The organism is Streptococcus sp. HMSC072D03, assembly GCF_001812855.1.
GTDB lineage: Bacteria > Bacillota > Bacilli > Lactobacillales > Streptococcaceae > Streptococcus > Streptococcus salivarius_D.
Genome location: NZ_KV810668.1, coordinates 15,598 through 33,611, shown reverse-complemented (window position 1 = coordinate 33,611; position 18,014 = coordinate 15,598). Strand labels below are relative to the sequence as shown.

General features: G+C 40.5%; 24 protein-coding genes and 1 other RNA gene. 15 read left to right on the top strand and 10 right to left on the bottom strand.

The annotated features are described in order from the left end of the window. Positions 1–9: 9 nt before the first annotated feature. The gene (gene pepA / locus HMPREF2877_RS06315; protein WP_070579210.1) at positions 10–1,077 is read right to left on the bottom strand and encodes a glutamyl aminopeptidase; all 1,068 of its coding nucleotides are present in this window, start codon (positions 1,075–1,077) and stop codon (positions 10–12) included. A gap of 99 nt (positions 1,078–1,176) precedes the next feature. Between pepA and HMPREF2877_RS06310 the strand changes: the two genes are divergently transcribed. The 8 genes from HMPREF2877_RS06310 (at position 1,177) to tadA (ending at position 6,275) form a co-directional block, all read left to right on the top strand. After that, positions 1,177–1,461, top strand: coding sequence for a DUF4651 domain-containing protein (locus HMPREF2877_RS06310; protein WP_070579208.1), 285 nt, complete (start codon positions 1,177–1,179; stop codon positions 1,459–1,461). Continuing rightward, positions 1,458–1,772 (top strand): thioredoxin family protein, encoded by a 315-nt coding sequence (locus tag HMPREF2877_RS06305; protein WP_002887006.1) that lies wholly within the window; start codon positions 1,458–1,460, stop codon positions 1,770–1,772. Before HMPREF2877_RS06310 ends, HMPREF2877_RS06305 begins: the two co-directional genes overlap by 4 nt. Before the next feature lie 3 nt (positions 1,773–1,775). Further along, positions 1,776–2,300, top strand: coding sequence for a hypothetical protein (locus tag HMPREF2877_RS06300; protein ID WP_070579205.1), 525 nt, complete (start codon positions 1,776–1,778; stop codon positions 2,298–2,300). A 31-nt stretch (positions 2,301–2,331) separates the two neighbouring features. Continuing rightward, positions 2,332–2,955: a YtpR family tRNA-binding protein gene (gene ytpR, locus HMPREF2877_RS06295; RefSeq protein WP_049529270.1), complete on the top strand. Its 624-nt coding sequence runs from the start codon at positions 2,332–2,334 to the stop codon at positions 2,953–2,955. A gap of 137 nt (positions 2,956–3,092) precedes the next feature. Further along, the gene (locus HMPREF2877_RS06290; protein ID WP_021144677.1) at positions 3,093–4,124 is read left to right on the top strand and encodes a YeeE/YedE family protein; all 1,032 of its coding nucleotides are present in this window, start codon (positions 3,093–3,095) and stop codon (positions 4,122–4,124) included. Between the two features lie 14 nt (positions 4,125–4,138). After that, positions 4,139–4,366, top strand: coding sequence for a sulfurtransferase TusA family protein (locus HMPREF2877_RS06285; RefSeq protein WP_003095911.1), 228 nt, complete (start codon positions 4,139–4,141; stop codon positions 4,364–4,366). A 229-nt stretch (positions 4,367–4,595) separates the two neighbouring features. Continuing rightward, on the top strand, positions 4,596–4,988 hold the full coding sequence (locus HMPREF2877_RS06280) for a single-stranded DNA-binding protein (RefSeq protein WP_070579202.1): 393 nt from the start codon (positions 4,596–4,598) through the stop codon (positions 4,986–4,988). A 768-nt stretch (positions 4,989–5,756) separates the two neighbouring features. Then, entirely contained in the window at positions 5,757–6,275 is a 519-nt protein-coding gene (tadA, locus tag HMPREF2877_RS06275; RefSeq protein WP_014635105.1) for a tRNA adenosine(34) deaminase TadA, read from the top strand. 85 nt (positions 6,276–6,360) lie between these two features. On the opposite strand, the gene HMPREF2877_RS06270 is transcribed toward tadA, so the two are convergent. From HMPREF2877_RS06270 to HMPREF2877_RS06260, 3 genes are read right to left on the bottom strand one after another with little or no spacing between them, the layout of a single operon-like run. Then, on the bottom strand, positions 6,361–6,612 hold the full coding sequence (locus HMPREF2877_RS06270) for a hypothetical protein (RefSeq protein ID WP_070579199.1): 252 nt from the start codon (positions 6,610–6,612) through the stop codon (positions 6,361–6,363). Between the two features lie 47 nt (positions 6,613–6,659). Continuing rightward, complete coding sequence (locus tag HMPREF2877_RS06265; RefSeq protein WP_002885883.1) at positions 6,660–6,827, bottom strand: class IIb bacteriocin, lactobin A/cerein 7B family; 168 nt, start codon at positions 6,825–6,827, stop codon at positions 6,660–6,662. A gap of 19 nt (positions 6,828–6,846) precedes the next feature. Next, entirely contained in the window at positions 6,847–7,005 is a 159-nt protein-coding gene (locus tag HMPREF2877_RS06260; RefSeq protein WP_070579197.1) for a class IIb bacteriocin, lactobin A/cerein 7B family, read from the bottom strand. A gap of 320 nt (positions 7,006–7,325) precedes the next feature. Here HMPREF2877_RS06260 and ffs point away from each other — a divergent pair. The 7 genes from ffs (at position 7,326) to HMPREF2877_RS06225 (ending at position 12,387) form a co-directional block, all read left to right on the top strand. Beyond that, positions 7,326–7,411, top strand: an RNA gene (gene ffs, locus HMPREF2877_RS06255) — signal recognition particle sRNA small type. A gap of 14 nt (positions 7,412–7,425) precedes the next feature. Beyond that, on the top strand, positions 7,426–8,265 hold the full coding sequence (locus HMPREF2877_RS06250; protein ID WP_070579194.1) for a methyltransferase domain-containing protein: 840 nt from the start codon (positions 7,426–7,428) through the stop codon (positions 8,263–8,265). A gap of 113 nt (positions 8,266–8,378) precedes the next feature. Then, positions 8,379–9,131 (top strand): HAD family hydrolase, encoded by a 753-nt coding sequence (locus HMPREF2877_RS06245; protein WP_070579191.1) that lies wholly within the window; start codon positions 8,379–8,381, stop codon positions 9,129–9,131. Between the two features lie 85 nt (positions 9,132–9,216). Then, a complete protein-coding gene (gene dapD / locus HMPREF2877_RS06240; protein ID WP_002886999.1) occupies positions 9,217–9,915 on the top strand; it encodes a 2,3,4,5-tetrahydropyridine-2,6-dicarboxylate N-acetyltransferase in 699 nt (232 codons plus the stop codon). Between the two features lie 77 nt (positions 9,916–9,992). Further along, a complete protein-coding gene (locus HMPREF2877_RS06235; RefSeq protein WP_002886997.1) occupies positions 9,993–11,126 on the top strand; it encodes an N-acetyldiaminopimelate deacetylase in 1,134 nt (377 codons plus the stop codon). A 68-nt stretch (positions 11,127–11,194) separates the two neighbouring features. Then, a complete protein-coding gene (locus tag HMPREF2877_RS06230) occupies positions 11,195–11,722 on the top strand; it encodes a 5-formyltetrahydrofolate cyclo-ligase (protein WP_002886996.1) in 528 nt (175 codons plus the stop codon). Then, entirely contained in the window at positions 11,713–12,387 is a 675-nt protein-coding gene (locus HMPREF2877_RS06225; RefSeq protein WP_002886995.1) for a rhomboid family intramembrane serine protease, read from the top strand. Before HMPREF2877_RS06230 ends, HMPREF2877_RS06225 begins: the two co-directional genes overlap by 10 nt. A 45-nt stretch (positions 12,388–12,432) precedes the next feature. Here HMPREF2877_RS06225 and galU read toward each other — a convergent pair whose 3' ends face one another. The 6 genes from galU to HMPREF2877_RS06195 all read right to left on the bottom strand — a co-directional run bounded on the left by galU (position 12,433) and on the right by HMPREF2877_RS06195 (position 17,857). Continuing rightward, complete coding sequence (galU, locus tag HMPREF2877_RS06220; protein ID WP_002886993.1) at positions 12,433–13,347, bottom strand: UTP--glucose-1-phosphate uridylyltransferase GalU; 915 nt, start codon at positions 13,345–13,347, stop codon at positions 12,433–12,435. Positions 13,348–13,363: 16 nt separating this feature from the next. Continuing rightward, complete coding sequence (locus HMPREF2877_RS06215; protein WP_002886991.1) at positions 13,364–14,386, bottom strand: NAD(P)H-dependent glycerol-3-phosphate dehydrogenase; 1,023 nt, start codon at positions 14,384–14,386, stop codon at positions 13,364–13,366. 118 nt (positions 14,387–14,504) lie between these two features. Next, a complete protein-coding gene (locus tag HMPREF2877_RS06210; protein ID WP_070579188.1) occupies positions 14,505–15,068 on the bottom strand; it encodes an MptD family putative ECF transporter S component in 564 nt (187 codons plus the stop codon). A gap of 8 nt (positions 15,069–15,076) precedes the next feature. Next, a complete protein-coding gene (locus tag HMPREF2877_RS06205; protein WP_014635096.1) occupies positions 15,077–15,868 on the bottom strand; it encodes a formate/nitrite transporter family protein in 792 nt (263 codons plus the stop codon). Between the two features lie 117 nt (positions 15,869–15,985). Continuing rightward, positions 15,986–17,236, bottom strand: a complete 1,251-nt coding sequence (locus HMPREF2877_RS06200; RefSeq protein ID WP_002885631.1) for an NAD(P)H-dependent oxidoreductase — start codon at positions 17,234–17,236, stop codon at positions 15,986–15,988. An 18-nt stretch (positions 17,237–17,254) separates the two neighbouring features. After that, the gene (locus HMPREF2877_RS06195; RefSeq protein WP_049529275.1) at positions 17,255–17,857 is read right to left on the bottom strand and encodes an NADPH-dependent FMN reductase; all 603 of its coding nucleotides are present in this window, start codon (positions 17,855–17,857) and stop codon (positions 17,255–17,257) included. Between the last annotated feature and the right edge of the window lie 157 nt (positions 17,858–18,014).

The following is an 18,014-nucleotide window of genomic DNA, read 5'->3' as shown; positions in this document are numbered from 1 at the left end:
CTCCTTGTCTTAGTAGTTTTTAATTAAATCTACTGTTGAACGATCCAACTTCTTAACAATAGCTTGTAAGAAAGCCTGTGCTTCTAGGAAGTCATCCATCGCATAAAGGGTTTGGTGCGAGTGAATGTAGCGGGCACAAACACCGATAGTTGTTGATGGAACACCAGCATTCTGCAAGTGAGCGGCACCAGCATCTGTTCCGCCCGCAGCACAGTAGTATTGGTATTTGATACCAGCTTCTTCAGCTGTAGTCAAAAGGAAATCTTTCATATTTGGCAACATGATGTGACCTGGGTCGAAGAAACGAATAAGGGTACCATCGCCTACCTTACCTTGATCACCATAGATATCACCTGCAGGAGAACAGTCCACTGCAAAGAAAACTTCAGGATCAAATTTAGTGGTAGAGACATGGGCACCACGTAAACCAACCTCTTCTTGAACATTGGCACCAGCGATTAGAGTATTGTTGAGTTCTTGATCCTTAACGTTTTCCAAGAGTTCACGAATCATGAGAACACCATAACGGTTATCCCAAGCTTTAGAAATGACATTCTTTTGATTGGCTGTAAGAATCGTTTCTGATTCAGGAATGATGACATCACCTGGGAAAACGCCGTAGGCATTAGCCTCTTCTTGGTTGGCAAAACCAGCATCAAAGACGATATCAGAAACACTAGGAAGACTTGAATCCCCACCGCTAGCACGTAAGAAATGAGGTGGCACTGAACCTGAGATGACAGGATAGACACGACCGTCACGAGTGTGTAGGGTGAAGCGTTGTGAGCTGACAACCAGTGGGTTCCAACCACCAAGTTCGACGACACGGAAAGTCCCGTCTGCCTTGATTTCCTTAATCATAAACCCAACTTCATCCATGTGGGCAGCCACAAGCACCTTAGGGGCATTTTCTGCTTGGCTATGCTTGATACCGAAAATACCACCGAGACCATCTGTTTGGACCTCATCTACAAGTGGGGTGATGTTTTTGCGAAGGTAGTCGCGTACAGGAGCTTCAAAGCCTGAAGTAGCACTGAGCTCGGTTACTTCTTTAATTTTGTCAAATAGGGTAGTCATAAAATCCTCCTTGAGTAGTACTTGCTACTATTTTAGCACGATTCTCAAGAGATAGGTAGCCTCTCCCCATTCGTCTAAAATTATGGTAAAATGTTTCTTATGAAACGTAAAACATTGGCCTTGTTTGCTGGAGGCGTAGGAGCTTTAGGTCTCTTGGCAATGGTAGAGAAGTATAGACAGTCACGTGCAGAAATGAAGAAGGCTGCATTAATCCAAGATATTAGACAAGAATTATCTCACTTGGGGACTATCGCAGTCCTTTATACAAATCCCACTGATAAGGAAAATCCAGGGCTTACAGGAGGTATCGTCTTAGAGGATGGGCGTGCCTATAGCTTTGTTTATGCAGAGGATATCTTGACCTATGAGGAGGAGCAGGCATGATTATTCCTAAGAATCTTGAAGAATTGGCTAGCTATGTTGAAAGTGATCAAAAGGTGGTTTTCTTTTTCACTGCTGATTGGTGTCCAGACTGCCAGTTTATCTATCCCGTTATGCCTGAAATTGAAGCCCTCCATCCAGATATGACCTTTGTGCGTGTCAACCGTGATGATTATATGGCTTTGGCGCAAACTTGGAATATTTTTGGTATCCCAAGTTTTGTCGTGACTCAGAAAGGTCAGGAATTGGGACGCTTGGTCAATAAAGCTCGTAAAACCAAAGAAGAAATCAATGCCTTTTTGTCGGAGATTTAAAAGATGAAAATCAATCACTTTCCTAATATCTCTCTTGATATTTCAGAAACCAAAGAAAAGTATCTGACAGAAAAAAATGAGAGGATCATCGAAGAATTATGCCAAGTTTTAGTAGAGCATTCCAAAATTGAAAGTGATATCTTCCTAAAACACCAAGAAATAAACACCTACAAAAAGGAAAATAATCTTCCTACACATCAAACTATTCCTGGAGAAATGGAGTTATTTGATGAATTTAAAGAGAAGTTGACTCCTTTAGCTCAAAAACACTTGACTGATAACTGTTATAAAAGAGGTTTTTCAGCTTCTTTTGGTTCTCCAGGCACCTATGATTTTGTGTTAGAGCCCTGTCGAGTTAAGTTTATTATGAAGAGTAAGGCTAAGATGTTTCTCGAATTTTCCTATGGGAATGACTTTTGGTACCATAAACAATTTATCGTAAAATTAACAGAGAGTGACTGGAAAATTGACAAGATTAGTTATCGCTATGGTAGTAATGACGATTCTTGGCATGTCAGTCGATTTTAAAATCTATAAAAGAACTATTGAAGGAGAACCCATGATTTTTGCATACAATAAGGAACAAGTTGGCGACGTTTTGTTGGTTATCTTGGAAGATACTAAGGACATCAAACGTAGCGTAGAACGTAAAGGTAAAGTGGCGCGTGTCACAGCTGATGAAACAGGCAAGACTCTTGCTTGGAATATTTTTGAAGCGTCAAGCCTCATTGATATCGAAGGTAACGGTCAAGTTTTTTTGTCAGACCAAGATGTAGCTGTCTTGAACGAGGAATTGGCTAAAGAGGGCTTTGAAGAGCGTTTGGAAAACACACAAGGTCCAGTCTTTGTGGTTGGACAAATTGATGAAATGGTTGCACATCCAGACAGTGACCACCTTAACATCTGCCAAGTGAACATCGGTGATAAGAAGGTCCAAATCGTTGCAGGAGCACCAAACGCAGCGCTTGGGCTTAAAACTATCGTAGCACTTCCTGGTGCTATGATGCCTAGCGGTGCCCTTATCTTCCCAGGAAAACTTCGTGGTGAAGATAGTTATGGTATGATGTGTGCCCCACGTGAGTTGGCACTTCCAAATGCCCCACAAAAACGTGGTATTATTGAACTTGATGATTCAGCAGTAGTCGGTGAGACTTTTGATCCAGCCAAACACTGGAAAGGGTAAATAGTAAAAGAAGCGGTAAGTAAGCCGCTTTTTTGTTTGTCATAAAGAAAGTTTATAGCTAATCATAAAAAAGAAAGATTATGCAAGTTATAATATTTTTCTTAAAATGTAATCAATATTTACTTTAGGAGGTACTTATGCTTACAACTATTCTTTCTGGTGGGCTCATTGGTCTGATATTTGGATTCATTTTGCAACGAACTCGTTTCTGCTTGACTGGTGGTTTCCGAGATATGTATATTGCACGTAATAATACATTATTTTACGCTTTTCTTATTGCAATCACAGTAGAAAGTATAGGAGTACTTTCCCTGATTCAATTAGGTATTATTGGAAACCCTTATGAAGAATTTTCCGTGTTAGGAGCAATTGTGGGTTCCTATCTATTTGGTATTGGAATTGTTCTCGCTGGGGGGTGTGCCACAGGAACGTGGTATCGTGCTGGTGAAGGTCTCCTAGGTAGTTGGGTTGCACTATTCTTTTATATGACAAGTGCAGCGGCTATGAAATCAGGATTTCTTGTTCCTTTGAATCAATTAATAGCTAAGCGATGGGTAATTAATGATGATTTAGCTGGTCAATTAGGAATTCCGGTTTGGTATCTTCTTGTTTTCTTAGTAGCTATAACAAGTTTCATTGTCATTCGAGAGTTACGTAAGCCCAGACGTCAGATTGCTACGCTTCCATCAAAATATAAGGGAGTGAGACACTATCTTTTTGAGAAAACTTACCATAAATATTTTGCAGGATTTCTGATAGGTCTTGTTGCTTTAATTGCTTGGCCTGCTAGTCAGTTGACGGGTCGTGTTGGAGGGTTAGGGATTACAACTCCCTCAGCACATCTAATTAGTTATATTATTACAGGTGATAGTAAACAGCTTGGTTGGGGTGTTTTTCTTGTATTGGGGATTTTTCTTGGTTCCTTTCTTGCTGCAAAGGGTTCTCGAGAGTTTCGTTGGCGCTTGCCAGACTTGTCAACCATCGGTAAGAGCACACTAGGGGGTATTTTTATGGGAATCGGTGCTTCATGGGCTGGTGGCTGTACGATTGGTAATGGTTTAACAGCTACAGCAATTTTTTCTAGTAAGGGATGGATTGCTTTACCAGTGACTATTTTAGGTGTTTGGACAGCTTCCTATATTATCTTTGTAAAACCCAACAAAAATTAAGAGGAGAATATCATATGGCTTTGATAAAACTTGAAACGGGTGGATTGGTATGTCCATTCCCATTGATTGATGCGAAGAAAAAAATGGCTGAATTAGCTACTGGTGATGAGTTGTTGATAGCTTTCGATTGTACGCAAGCAACGGAAAGTATACCAAACTGGGCTGCAGATAATGATTATCCTGTGACGCGCTTTGAACAAGTCGGTCCTGCTTCATGGGAAATTGTGGTTCAAAAACGTTGAGCTAGCTAAACGAGTAGAGAAAATTTAACATTCAACTGCTGTTATGAAAATATCTGAGAGAGCAGTATTACTAGAAAAGTAATAGTCTCCTATTTACTAGGAATATTAGGACAATTTGCTTATGTAGATTGGAGTATTAGTAAGGATACCCTCAAAGGGATCTGTAAAGCTATTTAAAAATAATCTATTTTTTACTTCCTCTTACGAATAGATAGGTGGAGGTAAAAAAATGTATAACAAAGTAATTTTAATTGGACGTTTGACAGCGACCCCTGAAATGGTTAAGACTGCTAGTGATAGGTCTTTTACACGTGTCACAGTTGCGGTTAATCGTCGCTATAAGACGCAAAATGGTGAGCGTGAGGCTGACTTTATTACAGTGGTTGTCTGGGGGCGTTTGGCTGAGACCTTAGCATCTTATGCTAGCAAGGGGAGTTTAATTTCTCTTGATGGTGAGCTTCGTACCCGTAAGTACGATAAGAATGGTCAAACCCATTACGTTACTGAAGTGCTTTGTTCCTCTTTCCAACTTCTGGAGAGTCGTGCTCAGCGTGCTGTTAGGGAAAATAATCCTGATAATGACTTGGCTGACCTCGTCTTGGAAGAAGAGCTTCCCTTCTAGTTTATCCTTTGACTAGCTATCTAGGTCTCCTATCTTTGAAGAACCTCTCTAAAAAATCATTATCTTGTTCCATACCTTGTTTTGAAGAATTGTTGGAGATAAAATATTAAACACTTGTTAGACTAATAAACAGTAAAATTAGATAAGACTTAGGATGATAGGTGTTTAATAGTGTAGATAGACTAGAAAAAATAGTTTATGAAGCCCTAAAAGGTTGATATATCAACTTTTTAAATGTTAAGCAAAATATTCAAAAGAATGCATACAATTAACAGTTGTTTCTAATCTATATCATTGTTTTATTACCTATTTTTAAATTAAATGATAGAGGTTTCATGATAAACTATAGATGGGTAAGGAAAAAGCTATAAAAGTTACTTTTATAGTAGGCATTATTTGTTTGGAAGGAAAGTGTGAAATATCACAACTATAACGCTATCCTTGCAATTGTTTGAGACAGTTGCATTTTTGTTTATCGTTGTGAGGCCCTAGGCCTGTATAATGATTTCACAGACAATTGACTATGACACTCCGACTGACATATGAATTAGGATGTTAAGCGGTCGTTGACTTTTCGTCTAGCCTTGGGGGAACACATTGGTGTGATTCCTAAGACTCACCAGACTAATGTGTTTGAAGCTAGGATGATTCGTCTTAGCTTTTTTTGTGTCCTTTAAAATGGAGGTCTTCGGTATTTCTTTTCTTATGCTATAATAGAAGGACTAAGCGAGATATTGTCTCGCAAATCTTGGAACGGGAGTGACACTAATGCTTGACTTTACCCAAGAAGAGAAAGACTTTTTTATGTCTGAAGCTCTTAAGGAGGCCGAAAAATCTCTAGATAAAGCAGAGATTCCAATTGGCTGTGTCATCGTTAAAGATGGCGAAGTCATAGGTCGTGGGCACAATGCACGTGAGGAGCTCAATCAAGCTATCATGCATGCGGAGGTTATGGCTATTCAGGAGGCTAATAGGACTGTGGGCAATTGGCGTTTGTTAGATTGTACCCTCTTTGTAACCATCGAACCCTGTGTCATGTGTAGTGGGGCAATTGGTTTGGCTCGTATTCCTAAAGTGATCTATGGAGCAAGCAATCAAAAGTTTGGTGGCGCAGGTAGCCTTTACGATATCCTAAGAGATGAGCGTCTCAACCATCGCGTAGAAGTAGAGACTGGTGTCATGGAGGAAGAGTGTGCTAAGATTATGCAAGACTTTTTCCGTCAGAGTCGTGAACGCAAAAAAGAAGCCAAACGATTGGCTAAATTGGAAACAAGGCAAGATATGTAAACAAAAGTGCAAGTCCAAAGGGCTTGCACTTTTTAATGAAAGAAGAGTGTTTTTGTTTTCCTGAAGGCAGTTTAGGTTACTCTTTCTATACTTTTTTTTCTTTCTCTCTTGTTAAAAGAAAAATAGGCATAAAGAGAATCAGAGTACCAAAAGCGGACTTCAAATTAGTATCAATAATTGGTGTTCCCAATCGTACATGAAAGATAAGGTTGATTAGGAGTATCAGAAGTAAGCTACTGATAATTCCAGCTAAAGCTATTTTTACGAGTAAATAGTTACTCATTTTAGGTGATTGATTAGCAGTAGTATCATTTGTTTGATTTTTTGTATGTTTCATGAGTTATCATCCTCAAAATCTTTGAGATGTCAGCCGAGTTATGTTAGTTAGTGGGTGAGGTTATAGAAAGACTTACCTGCAGCATAGCTAAGGTCATAAGTTAGTTTTGCAGCAGCAATGCCAACAGAAATAGCGGCCCAAGGAACCACTCCACCTGATACAGCTTCAAGTTCTTGAGTAGTCATGTTTTTACGATTGTTAATGGTCTTAGTCATTGTTCATATATCCTTTCATTTATCGCGCAGAGTCCATGTAGCCATTGTAGGCTCCAAGGCATACCATAGTTCCAATAGGTCCTGAAGCTAGGCAGAGCCCTCCAATGGCAAGGTTAATCTTCCATCCGCCTCCTGTTACTGAGACTAGGTCAGCTGCCTTCATTTCTTTGTTAATCATTGTCATTCTCCTTTTTTTATTTTTGGTGAGTTTTTAAATCTCATACCCTCTCACCACGAGTTAAGAGATATGCTAAGCATGACTTCTCCTTTCAATAAAGTCAGCCATGTCACTAGCTTTTGGTGCTTTCCTCAAGCTATGGATTTATTATAAGGTGTCGAGAAATAAAAAAGTAGTGACATAAATGTCACCATGGTAAGTCTTATGTTTTATCGAAGTTTAGACTGACCGAAGGATATAATAGGGATTGATAGGGGTAGGTCTAGCTAGTCTTATCATAAGTTCTCTACTTGCAATCACTTCAATTTATGGTATAATATTTCTTGGAGCAACATCTGTGCGTGAAGCGGGTCAGGGGAGGAATCCAGCAGCCCTAAGCGATTTCAGGTGTGTGCTCTTTTTTTGTGTCGAGGAGGATTTATGGCCAAATTTAGTGTTTTTAAAGATCAAGAGAGTCTTTTTGCTTGTCCTATCTGTCAGGTGCCAATGCATTTGGATTTGTCTAGCTTGGTTTGTCAGAATAGGCATACCTTTAATATCGCCAAGCAGGGCTTTGTCAATTTTTTGAGACAGACTAAGGGAGATAAGCACTATGATATGGCTTCTTTTGAAAAGAGGAGTCAGATTCTTGCGGCAGGCTATTACGATCCTATCCTAGAGGTGATTTCAGAGCACTTGCGTGACCTTCCTAGACACTCGCACGTTCTAGATGTTGCTTGTGGTGAGGGCTATTATAGCCGTCAGTTGGCTCAAGAGTTTGACAAGGATTTCATGGCCTTTGATTTATCTAAGGATTCTATCCTTCTTGCGGCTCGTCAAAATCCTCAGAAAAACGTAGCTTGGTTTGTTGGCGATTTGGCTCAATTGCCTTTACGTGAACACAGTATTGATGTGATTTTAGATATTTTTTCACCAGCTAATTATCAAGAATTTGGACGACTTTTGTCTGATCATGGCTTAATTTTTAAGGTTATTCCTCATGAGGATCATCTTAAAGAGTTTCGCCAATTGTTACCGGAGGCGCAGGCTTATTCGAACCGGGATGTTCTGGAGCATTTTCAAGAGTCCTGTGACCTTTTGGAGCGTGTGACGATTGCTAAGACTTGGTCTATGCCATCAGAGCATGTTCAAACATTTGCCGAGATGACACCTCTTTTTTTCCATGCCAATAAGGAGACTTTGGACTTAACTTCAGTGACGCAATTAACCGTTGCGGGAGAACTGCTGATTGGCTGTATTAGAGATGATAAGCAATCCTAACAATCGTTGGGATTTTTTTGATGGGAAAATGTCTCAGTTAGCTTGTTTGGTCTTCCTAAAAGGTGTATGATGAGAGCAATAAGTAGGAAAGTTTCAGTAATGGGTAAAAAGCGATGAAAAACAGAGCCTATAAGAACTACATTTTTGATTTTTATGGTACCTTGGTTGATATCCTAACCGATGAGAAGGATCCTGTGTTATGGGATAAACTAGGCCAACTATATCAGGCTTATGGAGCGGCTTATGAGGGTGATGCTCTTAAAAAGGCTTATGCTAAGCACGTGGATCAGGCCCGTAAGGAGTTAATAGAGCTCAAAGGAGTTGCTTATCCAGAAATTGATTTAGCCCACATTTTTAACCAGCTTTATGTAGATGCTCGGCCTCAGTCTAGTAATTCTAATCAGCCGGAAGATTGGGGACAATTGATAGCAATGGTCTTTCGCGTCTTATCTCGCAAACATGTGACGGCTTATCCCCATACCAAGGAGGTGCTAGCCTTTCTAAAAGAACAGGGCTGTCGGATTTATCTCTTGTCTAATGCTCAAGCAGCCTTTACTAACGCTGAGATTGACCTAATGGCGTTAAGATCTTATTTTGATGCTATTTACTTGTCTTCGGATGCCGGTATCTGTAAGCCTCAACCTGAATTTTTAAAGCAAGTTTTGGATGATTATGGGTTAAACCCGTCTGAGACTGTCATGGTTGGAAATAACTTGACGACTGATATTGCTGTGGCTGAAGCAGTTGGGATCGATGGTATCTTGCTCAATACCTTCCCTTATTCCCGTCGAGAACTGGAGAATTCCCCAATCAAGCCAGACCGAGTGATTACTGATATAGAGGCTCTAAAGACCAATTTTACATAAAAATACACTGTATTTGGCAAAAGCAAAGACAATTATCAGAATTTTTGGTATAATAATTCCTAACTTTATGTGAATGGAGAATCTCATGACTGCACAAAAAATGTCTGCACAAGAAATTATCGCTTTTATCGGTAATGCTGAAAAGAAAACGAATGTTAAAGTAACTTTTGAAGGGGAATTGGCAACTGCTGTTCCAGCTTCTGTCACTAAACTTGGTAACGTTCTTTTCGGAGACTGGAAAGATATTGAACCACTTCTTGCTAACTTGACTGAAAACAAGGACTATGTTGTGGAACAAGATGGTCGTAACTCAGCTGTTCCCTTGCTTGATAAACGTCACCTTAATGCACGTATCGAACCAGGTGCCATTATCCGTGACCAAGTAACTATCGAAGACAATGCTGTCGTTATGATGGGTGCTGTAATCAATATCGGTGCTGAAATTGGTGCTGGTACTATGATTGATATGGGTGCTATCCTTGGTGGTCGTGCTACTGTTGGTAAAAACAGCCACATCGGTGCGGGTGCAGTCCTTGCTGGAGTGATTGAACCAGCTTCAGCAGACCCAGTTCGTATCGGTGACAACGTTCTTGTTGGTGCCAATGCTGTTGTTATTGAAGGTGTTCAAGTTGGTAACGGTTCAGTCGTTGCTGCTGGAGCTATCGTTACTCAAGATGTTCCTGAAAATGTGGTTGTGGCTGGTGTTCCAGCTCGTATCATCAAGGAAATTGATGAGAAAACACAACAAAAAACAGCACTCGAAGATGCTTTGCGTAACTTGTAACATATTGATAGTAGAGGCCTGTAAGGCCTCTATTTCTAGATTCTCTATAAAATAAGACAAATAAAAAGGATAAAAACATGACACTTGATTTAATTAAAATCAGACGAGACCTTCACCAAATTCCTGAAATTGGTTTGGAAGAATTTAAAACTCAGGCTTATCTCTTAGAGCGTATTGCTGAAATGACTGAAGGTAAGGATTTTGTGGAGAAACGTACTTGGCGTACAGGGATTCTTGTCTATCTTCACGGGCATGCTCCTGAAAAGACTATTGGTTGGCGTACAGATATTGATGGTCTTCCAATCGTAGAGGAAACAGGTCTTGACTTCAAGTCTACTCATGAAGGTCGTATGCATGCTTGTGGACACGATATGCACATGACCACAGCGCTTGGTCTCTTGGATCAGATGCTTCAAGTACAGCCTAAAAATAACATGCTCTTCCTCTTCCAGCCGGCTGAAGAAAATGAAGCTGGTGGTATGCTTATGTATGAGGATGGTGCCTTTGGAGATTGGTTGCCAGATGAGTTCTATGGCCTTCACGTCCGTCCAGATTTCAAGGTAGGTGATATTGCGACTAACACAAGCACCCTTTTTGCTGGGACTTGTGAAGTCCTCGTTACTTTCAAGGGGAAAGGTGGACATGCAGCCTTTCCACATGAGGCCAATGATGCCCTTGTAGCAGCTTCTTACTTTATTACTCAGGTGCAAACGATTGTTAGTCGTAATGTTGACCCTATCCAGGGTGGGGTAGTTACCTTTGGTTCGTTCCATGCAGGAACTACTAATAATGTTATCGCTGAAACTGCAGAGGTTTATGGAACTATTCGTACCCTTACTCAGGAAATGAGTCTCCTTATCCAGAAGCGCGTGCGTCAGATTGCAGAAGGCGTGGCAGCTAGCTTTGGTATGGAAGTGGATATCATGTTGAAACAAGGTGGTTATCTTCCTGTGGAAAATAATCCAGCCTTGGCTAAAGAGTTAATGAGCTTCTTTGATGCTAGCCCAGAGGTCAACTTGATTGATTGTCCACCAGCTATGACTGGAGAGGATTTTGGTTATTTGCTTAGTAAGGTTCCAGGTGTCATGTTCTGGTTGGGAATTGACACGCCATATGCACTTCACCATCCTAAGATGAGTCCAAATGAAGATGCCCTCGCTTTTGCAGTGACTGAAATTGGAAAATTCCTTAAACACAAGGCAGAAGCCTAACCATAGTTGATACAGCTAAAAAATCTACCAAGTCTGACTTTTGGTAGCTTTTTTGATATGATAAACCTATGAAAAATGAACTTAGAAAAACAGTCTTGGCTCAGTTAACTTCACAAGATCCTGAGACTAAGGCTAAGATAGATCAATATCTTTTGGAGCAATTGATTGCCTTACCTGCTTATAAAGATGCCCAGGTGATTGCGACTTATTTGTCTTTTCCTCATGAATATGATACCAGTCTTTTAATCAATCAGGCTTTAAAGGATGGTAAACGACTGTTGATTCCTAAAACATATAAACAAGGTCGAATGATTTTTGTGGATTATGATCCAGATAATCTTGTTGCAACCTCTTTTGGCTTGATGGAACCTGCGTCTGATTTGGCTGTGGATAAATCAGAGATTGATTTGATTCATGTGCCAGGAGTAGTTTTCAATGATGAAGGCTATCGTATTGGTTACGGAGCAGGTTACTATGACCGCTTTTTGTCTGACTTTGAAGGGGAGACCGTTAGTACGGTTTATCCTTGCCAGAAACATGATTTTCAACCAGACAGCTATGATATTCCTGTTAAGGAGGTCGTCACATGCAAATAAATGAGTGGAAGAAATACCCAGCAACCTATCTATTGTTGGGGCTTACGACGTTGACTTTTATCTGTCAATATCTTTTAAACGGCTTTCAAGCGACCTCACCTTTGAGCCTCTTTAAGATGGGGGCTATGTACGGTGCTTTTGTTCAGTACAGCCCACTGAACCTCTGGCGTCTTGTAACACCGATTTTTGTGCATATAGGTATTGAGCATTTTCTATTTAATATGCTTGCCCTTTACTTTATGGGGAAAATGGCTGAGCATATTTTTGGGACTCTACGTTTTCTAGGGCTATATTTGTTAGCTGGTGTTATGGGAAATGCCTTTACCTTACTTTTTACGCCTAATGTTATTGCAGCTGGTGCTTCGACATCCTTGTTTGGACTTTTTGCGGCTGTTGTGATTCTTGGCTACTATAGTCATAGTCCTTTGCTTAATCAGTTAGGTCGCAATTACTTGGCTTTGATTGTCATAAACTTAATCTTCAACCTGTTTACACCTAGTGTTGGGATTACAGGCCATCTTGGTGGTTTAGTTGGAGGTGCTCTTGCAGCTATCTTTTTGGCTAACAAGGTTGAAAGTCGCTTATTTAGTAAAGGTTGGCGTTTTACAGCTCTTTTAACCTACATTTTACTATTGCTGATTCTTCTAGGATTCACTTATTTTTAAGTCATATGAAAAATCCATCGAATGTCATGTTCGATGGATTTTATATTAGTCTTTTTTAGCTGGTTTGCCTTCAAGTTTGTGACCCAAGTCAATGAGGTATTGCTTGAGGTCATCTTTAATTTGAGGATGTTTAAGTGCGTAATCGATTGATGTTTTCATGAATCCGAATTTATCACCGACATCATAACGGTCTCCAGTAAATTCGCGAGCAAAGACGCGTTGTGTCTTGTTAAGCGTATCGATAGCATCAGTCAATTGGACTTCGTTTCCAGCACCTGGTTCTTGAGTTTCCAAAATACCGAAAATTTCAGGTGTTAGAAGGTAACGTCCGATGATAGCAAGATCACTTGGTGCATCCTCTGGATTTGGTTTTTCAACGAAAGTTTCAACGCTATAACGTCCATTTTCGCCTTCGCCTTGAGGGGCGATGACACCATAAGAAGAAACTTCTTCGTGTGGTACAGGCATAACTGCAATGGTTGATGCGTGTGTTTCCTCATAATCGTTAATGAGCTGTTTAGTCAATGGTACAGCTTTGTCATTAGTGATATCCATAAGGTCATCACCAAGCATAACAACAAATGGCTCATTTCCGACAAATGCTTTAGCTTGAAGAACAGCATCTCCAAGGCCACGTGGGTGGCTTTGGCGGATAAAGTGGAGGTTAATAGCAGTGGTATCATTAACCAATTTCAACAAGTCTGTCTTACCTTTTTGTTCCAAGTTGTACTCTAATTCGAAGTTTGAATCAAAGTGATCTTCGATAGAACGTTTTGACTTACCAGTAACCACCAAGATATCTTCGATACCTGATTTGAGGGCTTCTTCAACGATAAATTGAATAGTTGGTTTGTCAACGATTGGCAACATTTCTTTGGCCAAGGCCTTAGTAGCTGGTAAAAAGCGTGTTCCGAGTCCTGCAGCGGGGATGATAGCTTTTCTAACTTTTTGATTCTTCATGAGAACTCCTTAGATTTTATTTTTTATCCCATTCATTTTCAGAGCGCAATTCATTGGACATCATATTGAGAATAGATTCCTTAATATCAGCACCCTCATAGATAGACTTGTAGATTGCTGTTGTAATTGGCATGTAGACGCCGAGTTCTTGGGCGATTTCGTAGGCAACCTTTGTGGTTGAAATACCTTCGATAACCATTCCCATGTTACGTTCAATGTCTTCTAGTTTTTCTCCACGACCGAGCGCATCCCCAGCACGCCAGTTACGTGAATGGATAGAAGTTCCTGTAACAATAAGGTCACCAACCCCAGATAGACCGCTGTAAGTCAAAGGATCAGCCCCAAGTTTCACACCAAGACGAGTAATTTCCGCAAGTCCACGAGTAATAACGGCTGCCTTAGCATTGTCCCCATAACCCATACCATGGAGGGCACCAGCACCTACCGCAATAATGTTTTTAAGAGCACCAGCTGTTTCAACACCAATCACATCTGAATTGGTGTAGAGGCGGAAGTAGCTATTACTGAAAATACCTTGGACATAGCGTGCCGCTTCAAGATCCTTAGATGCTGCTGTAATCAGGGTGATATCGCGAACGATAGTTTCTTCAGCGTGGCTTGGACCAGATACGACAACAATCTCACTACGAAGTTCCTTAGGAATCTCTTCTTCAAGGATTGTTGAAAGACGTTCGTGTGTTCCAGGTTCCAAACCTTTTGAAGCATGCATGACAACAACTTCGTGGTCCAAAAGTTCAGCAACTTGCTTAGCAACTAAGCGAGTAACCTTGGTTGGAACAACAAAGAGAACAGCGTCGACACTATCTAGGGCTTCAGACAGCTCCTTGTAGGCTCTAATGTTTTCATCCAAAACCACATCCTTGAAGTAGCGGGTATTGGTGTGTTTCTCGTTAATTTCATCAATTTGTTCAGGGATATTTCCCCAAATACGAACCTCGTGTCCGTTGTCGTTGAGTACCTGAGCAAGGGCAGTTCCCCATGAACCAGGGCCCAAGACAGCGATTTTTTGTTTTTTCATCATTAGGTCTCCCTTTAGGTCCTTTCTAACAAAGTAGAAAAAGACTGTATTCTTTCTCATTATAACATAAGAAAAGCATGTTTGTCTTGTACTCTCTGTTAGGAGGGCTGATGGCTATTTATTTTTTTTTTAGCCAATTTTGGGCAATGTAGCCTCCAATGAGAGCAGCCATGAGCGTTCCTCCAATCAGGATTAAGGCATGACTGGCTGTAAAGGGAACCATAACTTGATTTACATAATCTTGAGTTTTCCCTTTGGCTAGGAGCTGTGCGATATAGGCTTTGGGTGCAAGCCACATGGTGATAATGGGTGCTAAGTTTCCTAGGGAAAAGATCATATAGGAAAGTAGATTAAGTTTATTATTCTCATAGTTCCCTTTCTTAGCTAGAAAGTCAGCGACAAGGCCAGCTAGAAAGCTAGGAAGAAAGGCTAGAACAAAGTGTCCAGAGGCAAAGAAGAAGAGGGACATAAAGATACCCAGACAGGTAATTGCTCCAAATTGTTTTGTCTTTCTGATAAGCCCCAAGTAGACCCAGCCTGCAAAGATAGCCGCTAAAGCAGGCGTATGATACATATTTTTGACTTTGAAAAAGATTAAATCAATAGTCACTGCAAGGGCTAGGCAAATAAAATACAGTAGAATAGCTAGGCTGGTTTGTTTGATGAATGTTTTTTGACGCATGTGGTCTCCTAATCAATGTGAGGTGTTTTAGTTTTATTGAGCCAAGAGTATGCCAAACCAATGAAAATACCTCCACCAATCCAGTTACCGAAGAAAACGACTATCCACTGACGTAGAATATTTGCCAAAGTGAAATTATCTACAGCGTCACGCACACCGTTGAAACCGAGCAACATGAAAGAAGCAAAGTTCGCAATCAAGTGTTCATTAATCAAAAATACAAACATAAAGATAGCTGATAGCGCAATGAAAATTTTAGCAGATTCTTCTTTGAGGAGCATGTAACCCAAGATGGCAATATTAACGAACATATTAGCTGTAATACCTTCTGTAAAGTTCATCCAATCTGTTTTTCCAAGCTTGGTTGAGACAGCAGTAACTAAGAAACTCTTGTCAGTCAAATGTTGGAAAGAGAAGGATTGGTTGAAGAACCAGGCCAAGATAAGGGCACCGACAAAATTAAAGAAGGTACAGTAGAGGAGGATGGTACACACCTTGCTCCATTTGATTTTACCATAATAGGCACCACTGGTCAGGAACATCATGTTTGAAGTAGCCAACTCTCCATTGAATATGAGAACGAAGACCAGTCCGATGGCAAAGATAAAGGCAAAGACAAAACGAGAAAGGGCTGGAATACCTGTTGCGATAACATCCGCACCAATAATTCCTACAGCAGTCGACATGGTAAGATAAGCTCCTGCAAGCATAGAACGCAAGGCATAGCGCCCCAGACTTTCGTCAAAGAGAGCTTCTTTTTTAGCACAAGCAGCGAATACTTTTTCTTGAAATTGAGACATAGGTTTACCTCTAAAATGTGTGGCTTGGAGCATGGCAAATGCGCAAGCTCGAGTGAAAATGAATCTAAGATGACCATGAAAAAAAAGTCAGGACAGTTGTCCCAACTTTTCCAAGTCTTAATATGAGGATGCTCCAGATGTGGCATCTGCGGCTGGGGCTGCGTCGCCACCATGACCACCCGCATCTGATGCACCAGATGTGGCGTCGCTACCGCCATGACTAGCTGCAGCTGGTGCAAAAGGACCGCTTCCTCCGACAAGGCGTTGACCAGTTGTTTCGAGATACCAGTCAAGCCATGGTTTAAAGTTAAAGACGATTTCATTGATTCCTGCATAAGAACCATCATCATAGTACATAGCCTGATAGTTATGCGTATTGATAACTCCTTCAGGTGACCCTGGAACAATCGTACGAACGTATTCTTGGTTACCATTACGCAGTGTACCGATAACCCATTCCACATTTTTCATACGAGCTGGTGGAAGTGAGCCGTGAACAGTTGACATACGGCTACCAGATTGAGGTGGCACACGTTTAGCAAACATAGTGTCAGGATCTTGATGGGCGTTATTGTAGTATAGGAACTGGTTATTGTCATCGGCATAGGTCAATTCAAATGGCATAGCCTTGAGGAACATGTCAATTTGATTAACTGTCAAAATACCATGATCCAATTTCACGTAGGTATCACCTGATACCGCACCAGTAATTTCAGCTACTTTTTCTACCCATTCTGGATCGTCAGGGTCGACTTCAGTAACAGTTGTAGCGATTGGGTTGTTACAATCCAAATCTTCAGGTTCGATTGGTTTTGGTTTTTTCAATTTAGAAACCACTCCTACATATTGGATGAAATTATCTAAGCATTGTTCAAGGAAGTTAATAGTACCTTCGTTAGTAATGTTCCCCTCAAGGTCAAAGGCTTCTTTAGCCTTTCCAAGCAAGAATTCATTACCTGGAAGTGTATAGGCATTGACACCAGGCGCTTCAAGGATTTTACGCAAATGCACTTGGGCACGAGAAGTCCCTTGGTCGTAGTATGAAGCACCAACAATCATTACAGGCTTGTTTTCAAATGGGTGCACTTCGAATGAGAGCCACTCCAAAACTGATTTAAGTGCTGCAGAGATAGTGTGGTTGTGCTCAGGTGTTGCGATGATAACACCGTCAGCGCGTGTAATTTTGTTATTAAGTAAGCGAAGTTGGAAGCTTTCGTCCCATTTTTCATCTTGGTTAAACATAGGAACTTCATCAATTTCCAAAACTTCAAGTTCAAATTTTATTTTAAAATGTCTTCTGATAAATTCGAGCAGTTTACGGTTATATGATTGGTCATAATTTGCTCCAACGAGTCCAACAAATTTCATAGTTTCTATTCTCCTGTCCTATAGGCTTTCCCAGTCGAAGTCTTCAGCTTCTTTATGTAGCAACTCTGTAGCATGTGAGAGTTTACCAGTAATTTTGACGTAGAGACGGAAGTCATCGAAAATAGCATCTAGTTTTTTGATGACATCAAGGTCGACTAAGTCACCATTGTTATCAAAAGCTTGTAGAGAATGTGAGAGTAAGAATTCGTCTGGAAGCACATTAGCTTTGATTTCTGGAGCATTCAAGATTTGACGAAGTTGTAACTGTGCACGAGAAGCCCCGAGTGTTCCGTAAGATGCTCCTGTAATCATAACTGGCTTATTCAAAAGAGGGAAAACACCGTATGAAACCCAAGCTAAAGCGTTCATGAGAACGGCAGGAATTGAGTGGTCATACTCAGGTGTTCCAATAATAACACCATCAGCCTCATCGATTTTTTTAACGATTTCAAGGACACTTTCTGGCAATTGTTTGTTAGCGGGTTTGTTAAAGACAGGAAGGTCTTTGATTTCAACAAGTTCGATGTCTGTCTTATCTGCAAAATGTTTCTGAATATATTGCAATAATTGTCTATTAGTTGAACGTTTTGAATTCGTACCAACAAGTCCGATGAATTTCATGACAATTCTCCTTAAAAGTATTATATCTAGTACTATGTTAGCGTTTTCCTGGTTAAAAGTCAATCTTCGTTTAATGAGAAAGTGATTAGACTATTACCTTTGTCATCTTATTTCGAATAGATTATAATAGGATAGATTTAAAAGTCTGAAGCTAGCA

Excerpts from the sequence above, each read along its gene's own strand:
- pepA (WP_070579210.1), bottom strand. The coding sequence starts at position 1,077 with ATGACTACCCTATTTGACAAAATTAAAGAAGTAACCGAGCTCAGTGCT.
- HMPREF2877_RS06310 (WP_070579208.1), top strand. The coding sequence starts at position 1,177 with ATGAAACGTAAAACATTGGCCTTGTTTGCTGGAGGCGTAGGAGCTTTA.
- HMPREF2877_RS06305 (WP_002887006.1), top strand. The coding sequence starts at position 1,458 with ATGATTATTCCTAAGAATCTTGAAGAATTGGCTAGCTATGTTGAAAGT.
- HMPREF2877_RS06300 (WP_070579205.1), top strand. The coding sequence starts at position 1,776 with ATGAAAATCAATCACTTTCCTAATATCTCTCTTGATATTTCAGAAACC.
- ytpR (WP_049529270.1), top strand. The coding sequence starts at position 2,332 with ATGATTTTTGCATACAATAAGGAACAAGTTGGCGACGTTTTGTTGGTT.
- HMPREF2877_RS06290 (WP_021144677.1), top strand. The coding sequence starts at position 3,093 with ATGCTTACAACTATTCTTTCTGGTGGGCTCATTGGTCTGATATTTGGA.
- HMPREF2877_RS06285 (WP_003095911.1), top strand. The coding sequence starts at position 4,139 with ATGGCTTTGATAAAACTTGAAACGGGTGGATTGGTATGTCCATTCCCA.
- HMPREF2877_RS06280 (WP_070579202.1), top strand. The coding sequence starts at position 4,596 with ATGTATAACAAAGTAATTTTAATTGGACGTTTGACAGCGACCCCTGAA.
- tadA (WP_014635105.1), top strand. The coding sequence starts at position 5,757 with ATGCTTGACTTTACCCAAGAAGAGAAAGACTTTTTTATGTCTGAAGCT.
- HMPREF2877_RS06270 (WP_070579199.1), bottom strand. The coding sequence starts at position 6,612 with ATGAAACATACAAAAAATCAAACAAATGATACTACTGCTAATCAATCA.
- HMPREF2877_RS06265 (WP_002885883.1), bottom strand. The coding sequence starts at position 6,827 with ATGACTAAGACCATTAACAATCGTAAAAACATGACTACTCAAGAACTT.
- HMPREF2877_RS06260 (WP_070579197.1), bottom strand. The coding sequence starts at position 7,005 with ATGATTAACAAAGAAATGAAGGCAGCTGACCTAGTCTCAGTAACAGGA.
- HMPREF2877_RS06250 (WP_070579194.1), top strand. The coding sequence starts at position 7,426 with ATGGCCAAATTTAGTGTTTTTAAAGATCAAGAGAGTCTTTTTGCTTGT.
- HMPREF2877_RS06245 (WP_070579191.1), top strand. The coding sequence starts at position 8,379 with ATGAAAAACAGAGCCTATAAGAACTACATTTTTGATTTTTATGGTACC.
- dapD (WP_002886999.1), top strand. The coding sequence starts at position 9,217 with ATGACTGCACAAAAAATGTCTGCACAAGAAATTATCGCTTTTATCGGT.
- HMPREF2877_RS06235 (WP_002886997.1), top strand. The coding sequence starts at position 9,993 with ATGACACTTGATTTAATTAAAATCAGACGAGACCTTCACCAAATTCCT.
- HMPREF2877_RS06230 (WP_002886996.1), top strand. The coding sequence starts at position 11,195 with ATGAAAAATGAACTTAGAAAAACAGTCTTGGCTCAGTTAACTTCACAA.
- HMPREF2877_RS06225 (WP_002886995.1), top strand. The coding sequence starts at position 11,713 with ATGCAAATAAATGAGTGGAAGAAATACCCAGCAACCTATCTATTGTTG.
- galU (WP_002886993.1), bottom strand. The coding sequence starts at position 13,347 with ATGAAGAATCAAAAAGTTAGAAAAGCTATCATCCCCGCTGCAGGACTC.
- HMPREF2877_RS06215 (WP_002886991.1), bottom strand. The coding sequence starts at position 14,386 with ATGAAAAAACAAAAAATCGCTGTCTTGGGCCCTGGTTCATGGGGAACT.
- HMPREF2877_RS06210 (WP_070579188.1), bottom strand. The coding sequence starts at position 15,068 with ATGCGTCAAAAAACATTCATCAAACAAACCAGCCTAGCTATTCTACTG.
- HMPREF2877_RS06205 (WP_014635096.1), bottom strand. The coding sequence starts at position 15,868 with ATGTCTCAATTTCAAGAAAAAGTATTCGCTGCTTGTGCTAAAAAAGAA.
- HMPREF2877_RS06200 (WP_002885631.1), bottom strand. The coding sequence starts at position 17,236 with ATGAAATTTGTTGGACTCGTTGGAGCAAATTATGACCAATCATATAAC.
- HMPREF2877_RS06195 (WP_049529275.1), bottom strand. The coding sequence starts at position 17,857 with ATGAAATTCATCGGACTTGTTGGTACGAATTCAAAACGTTCAACTAAT.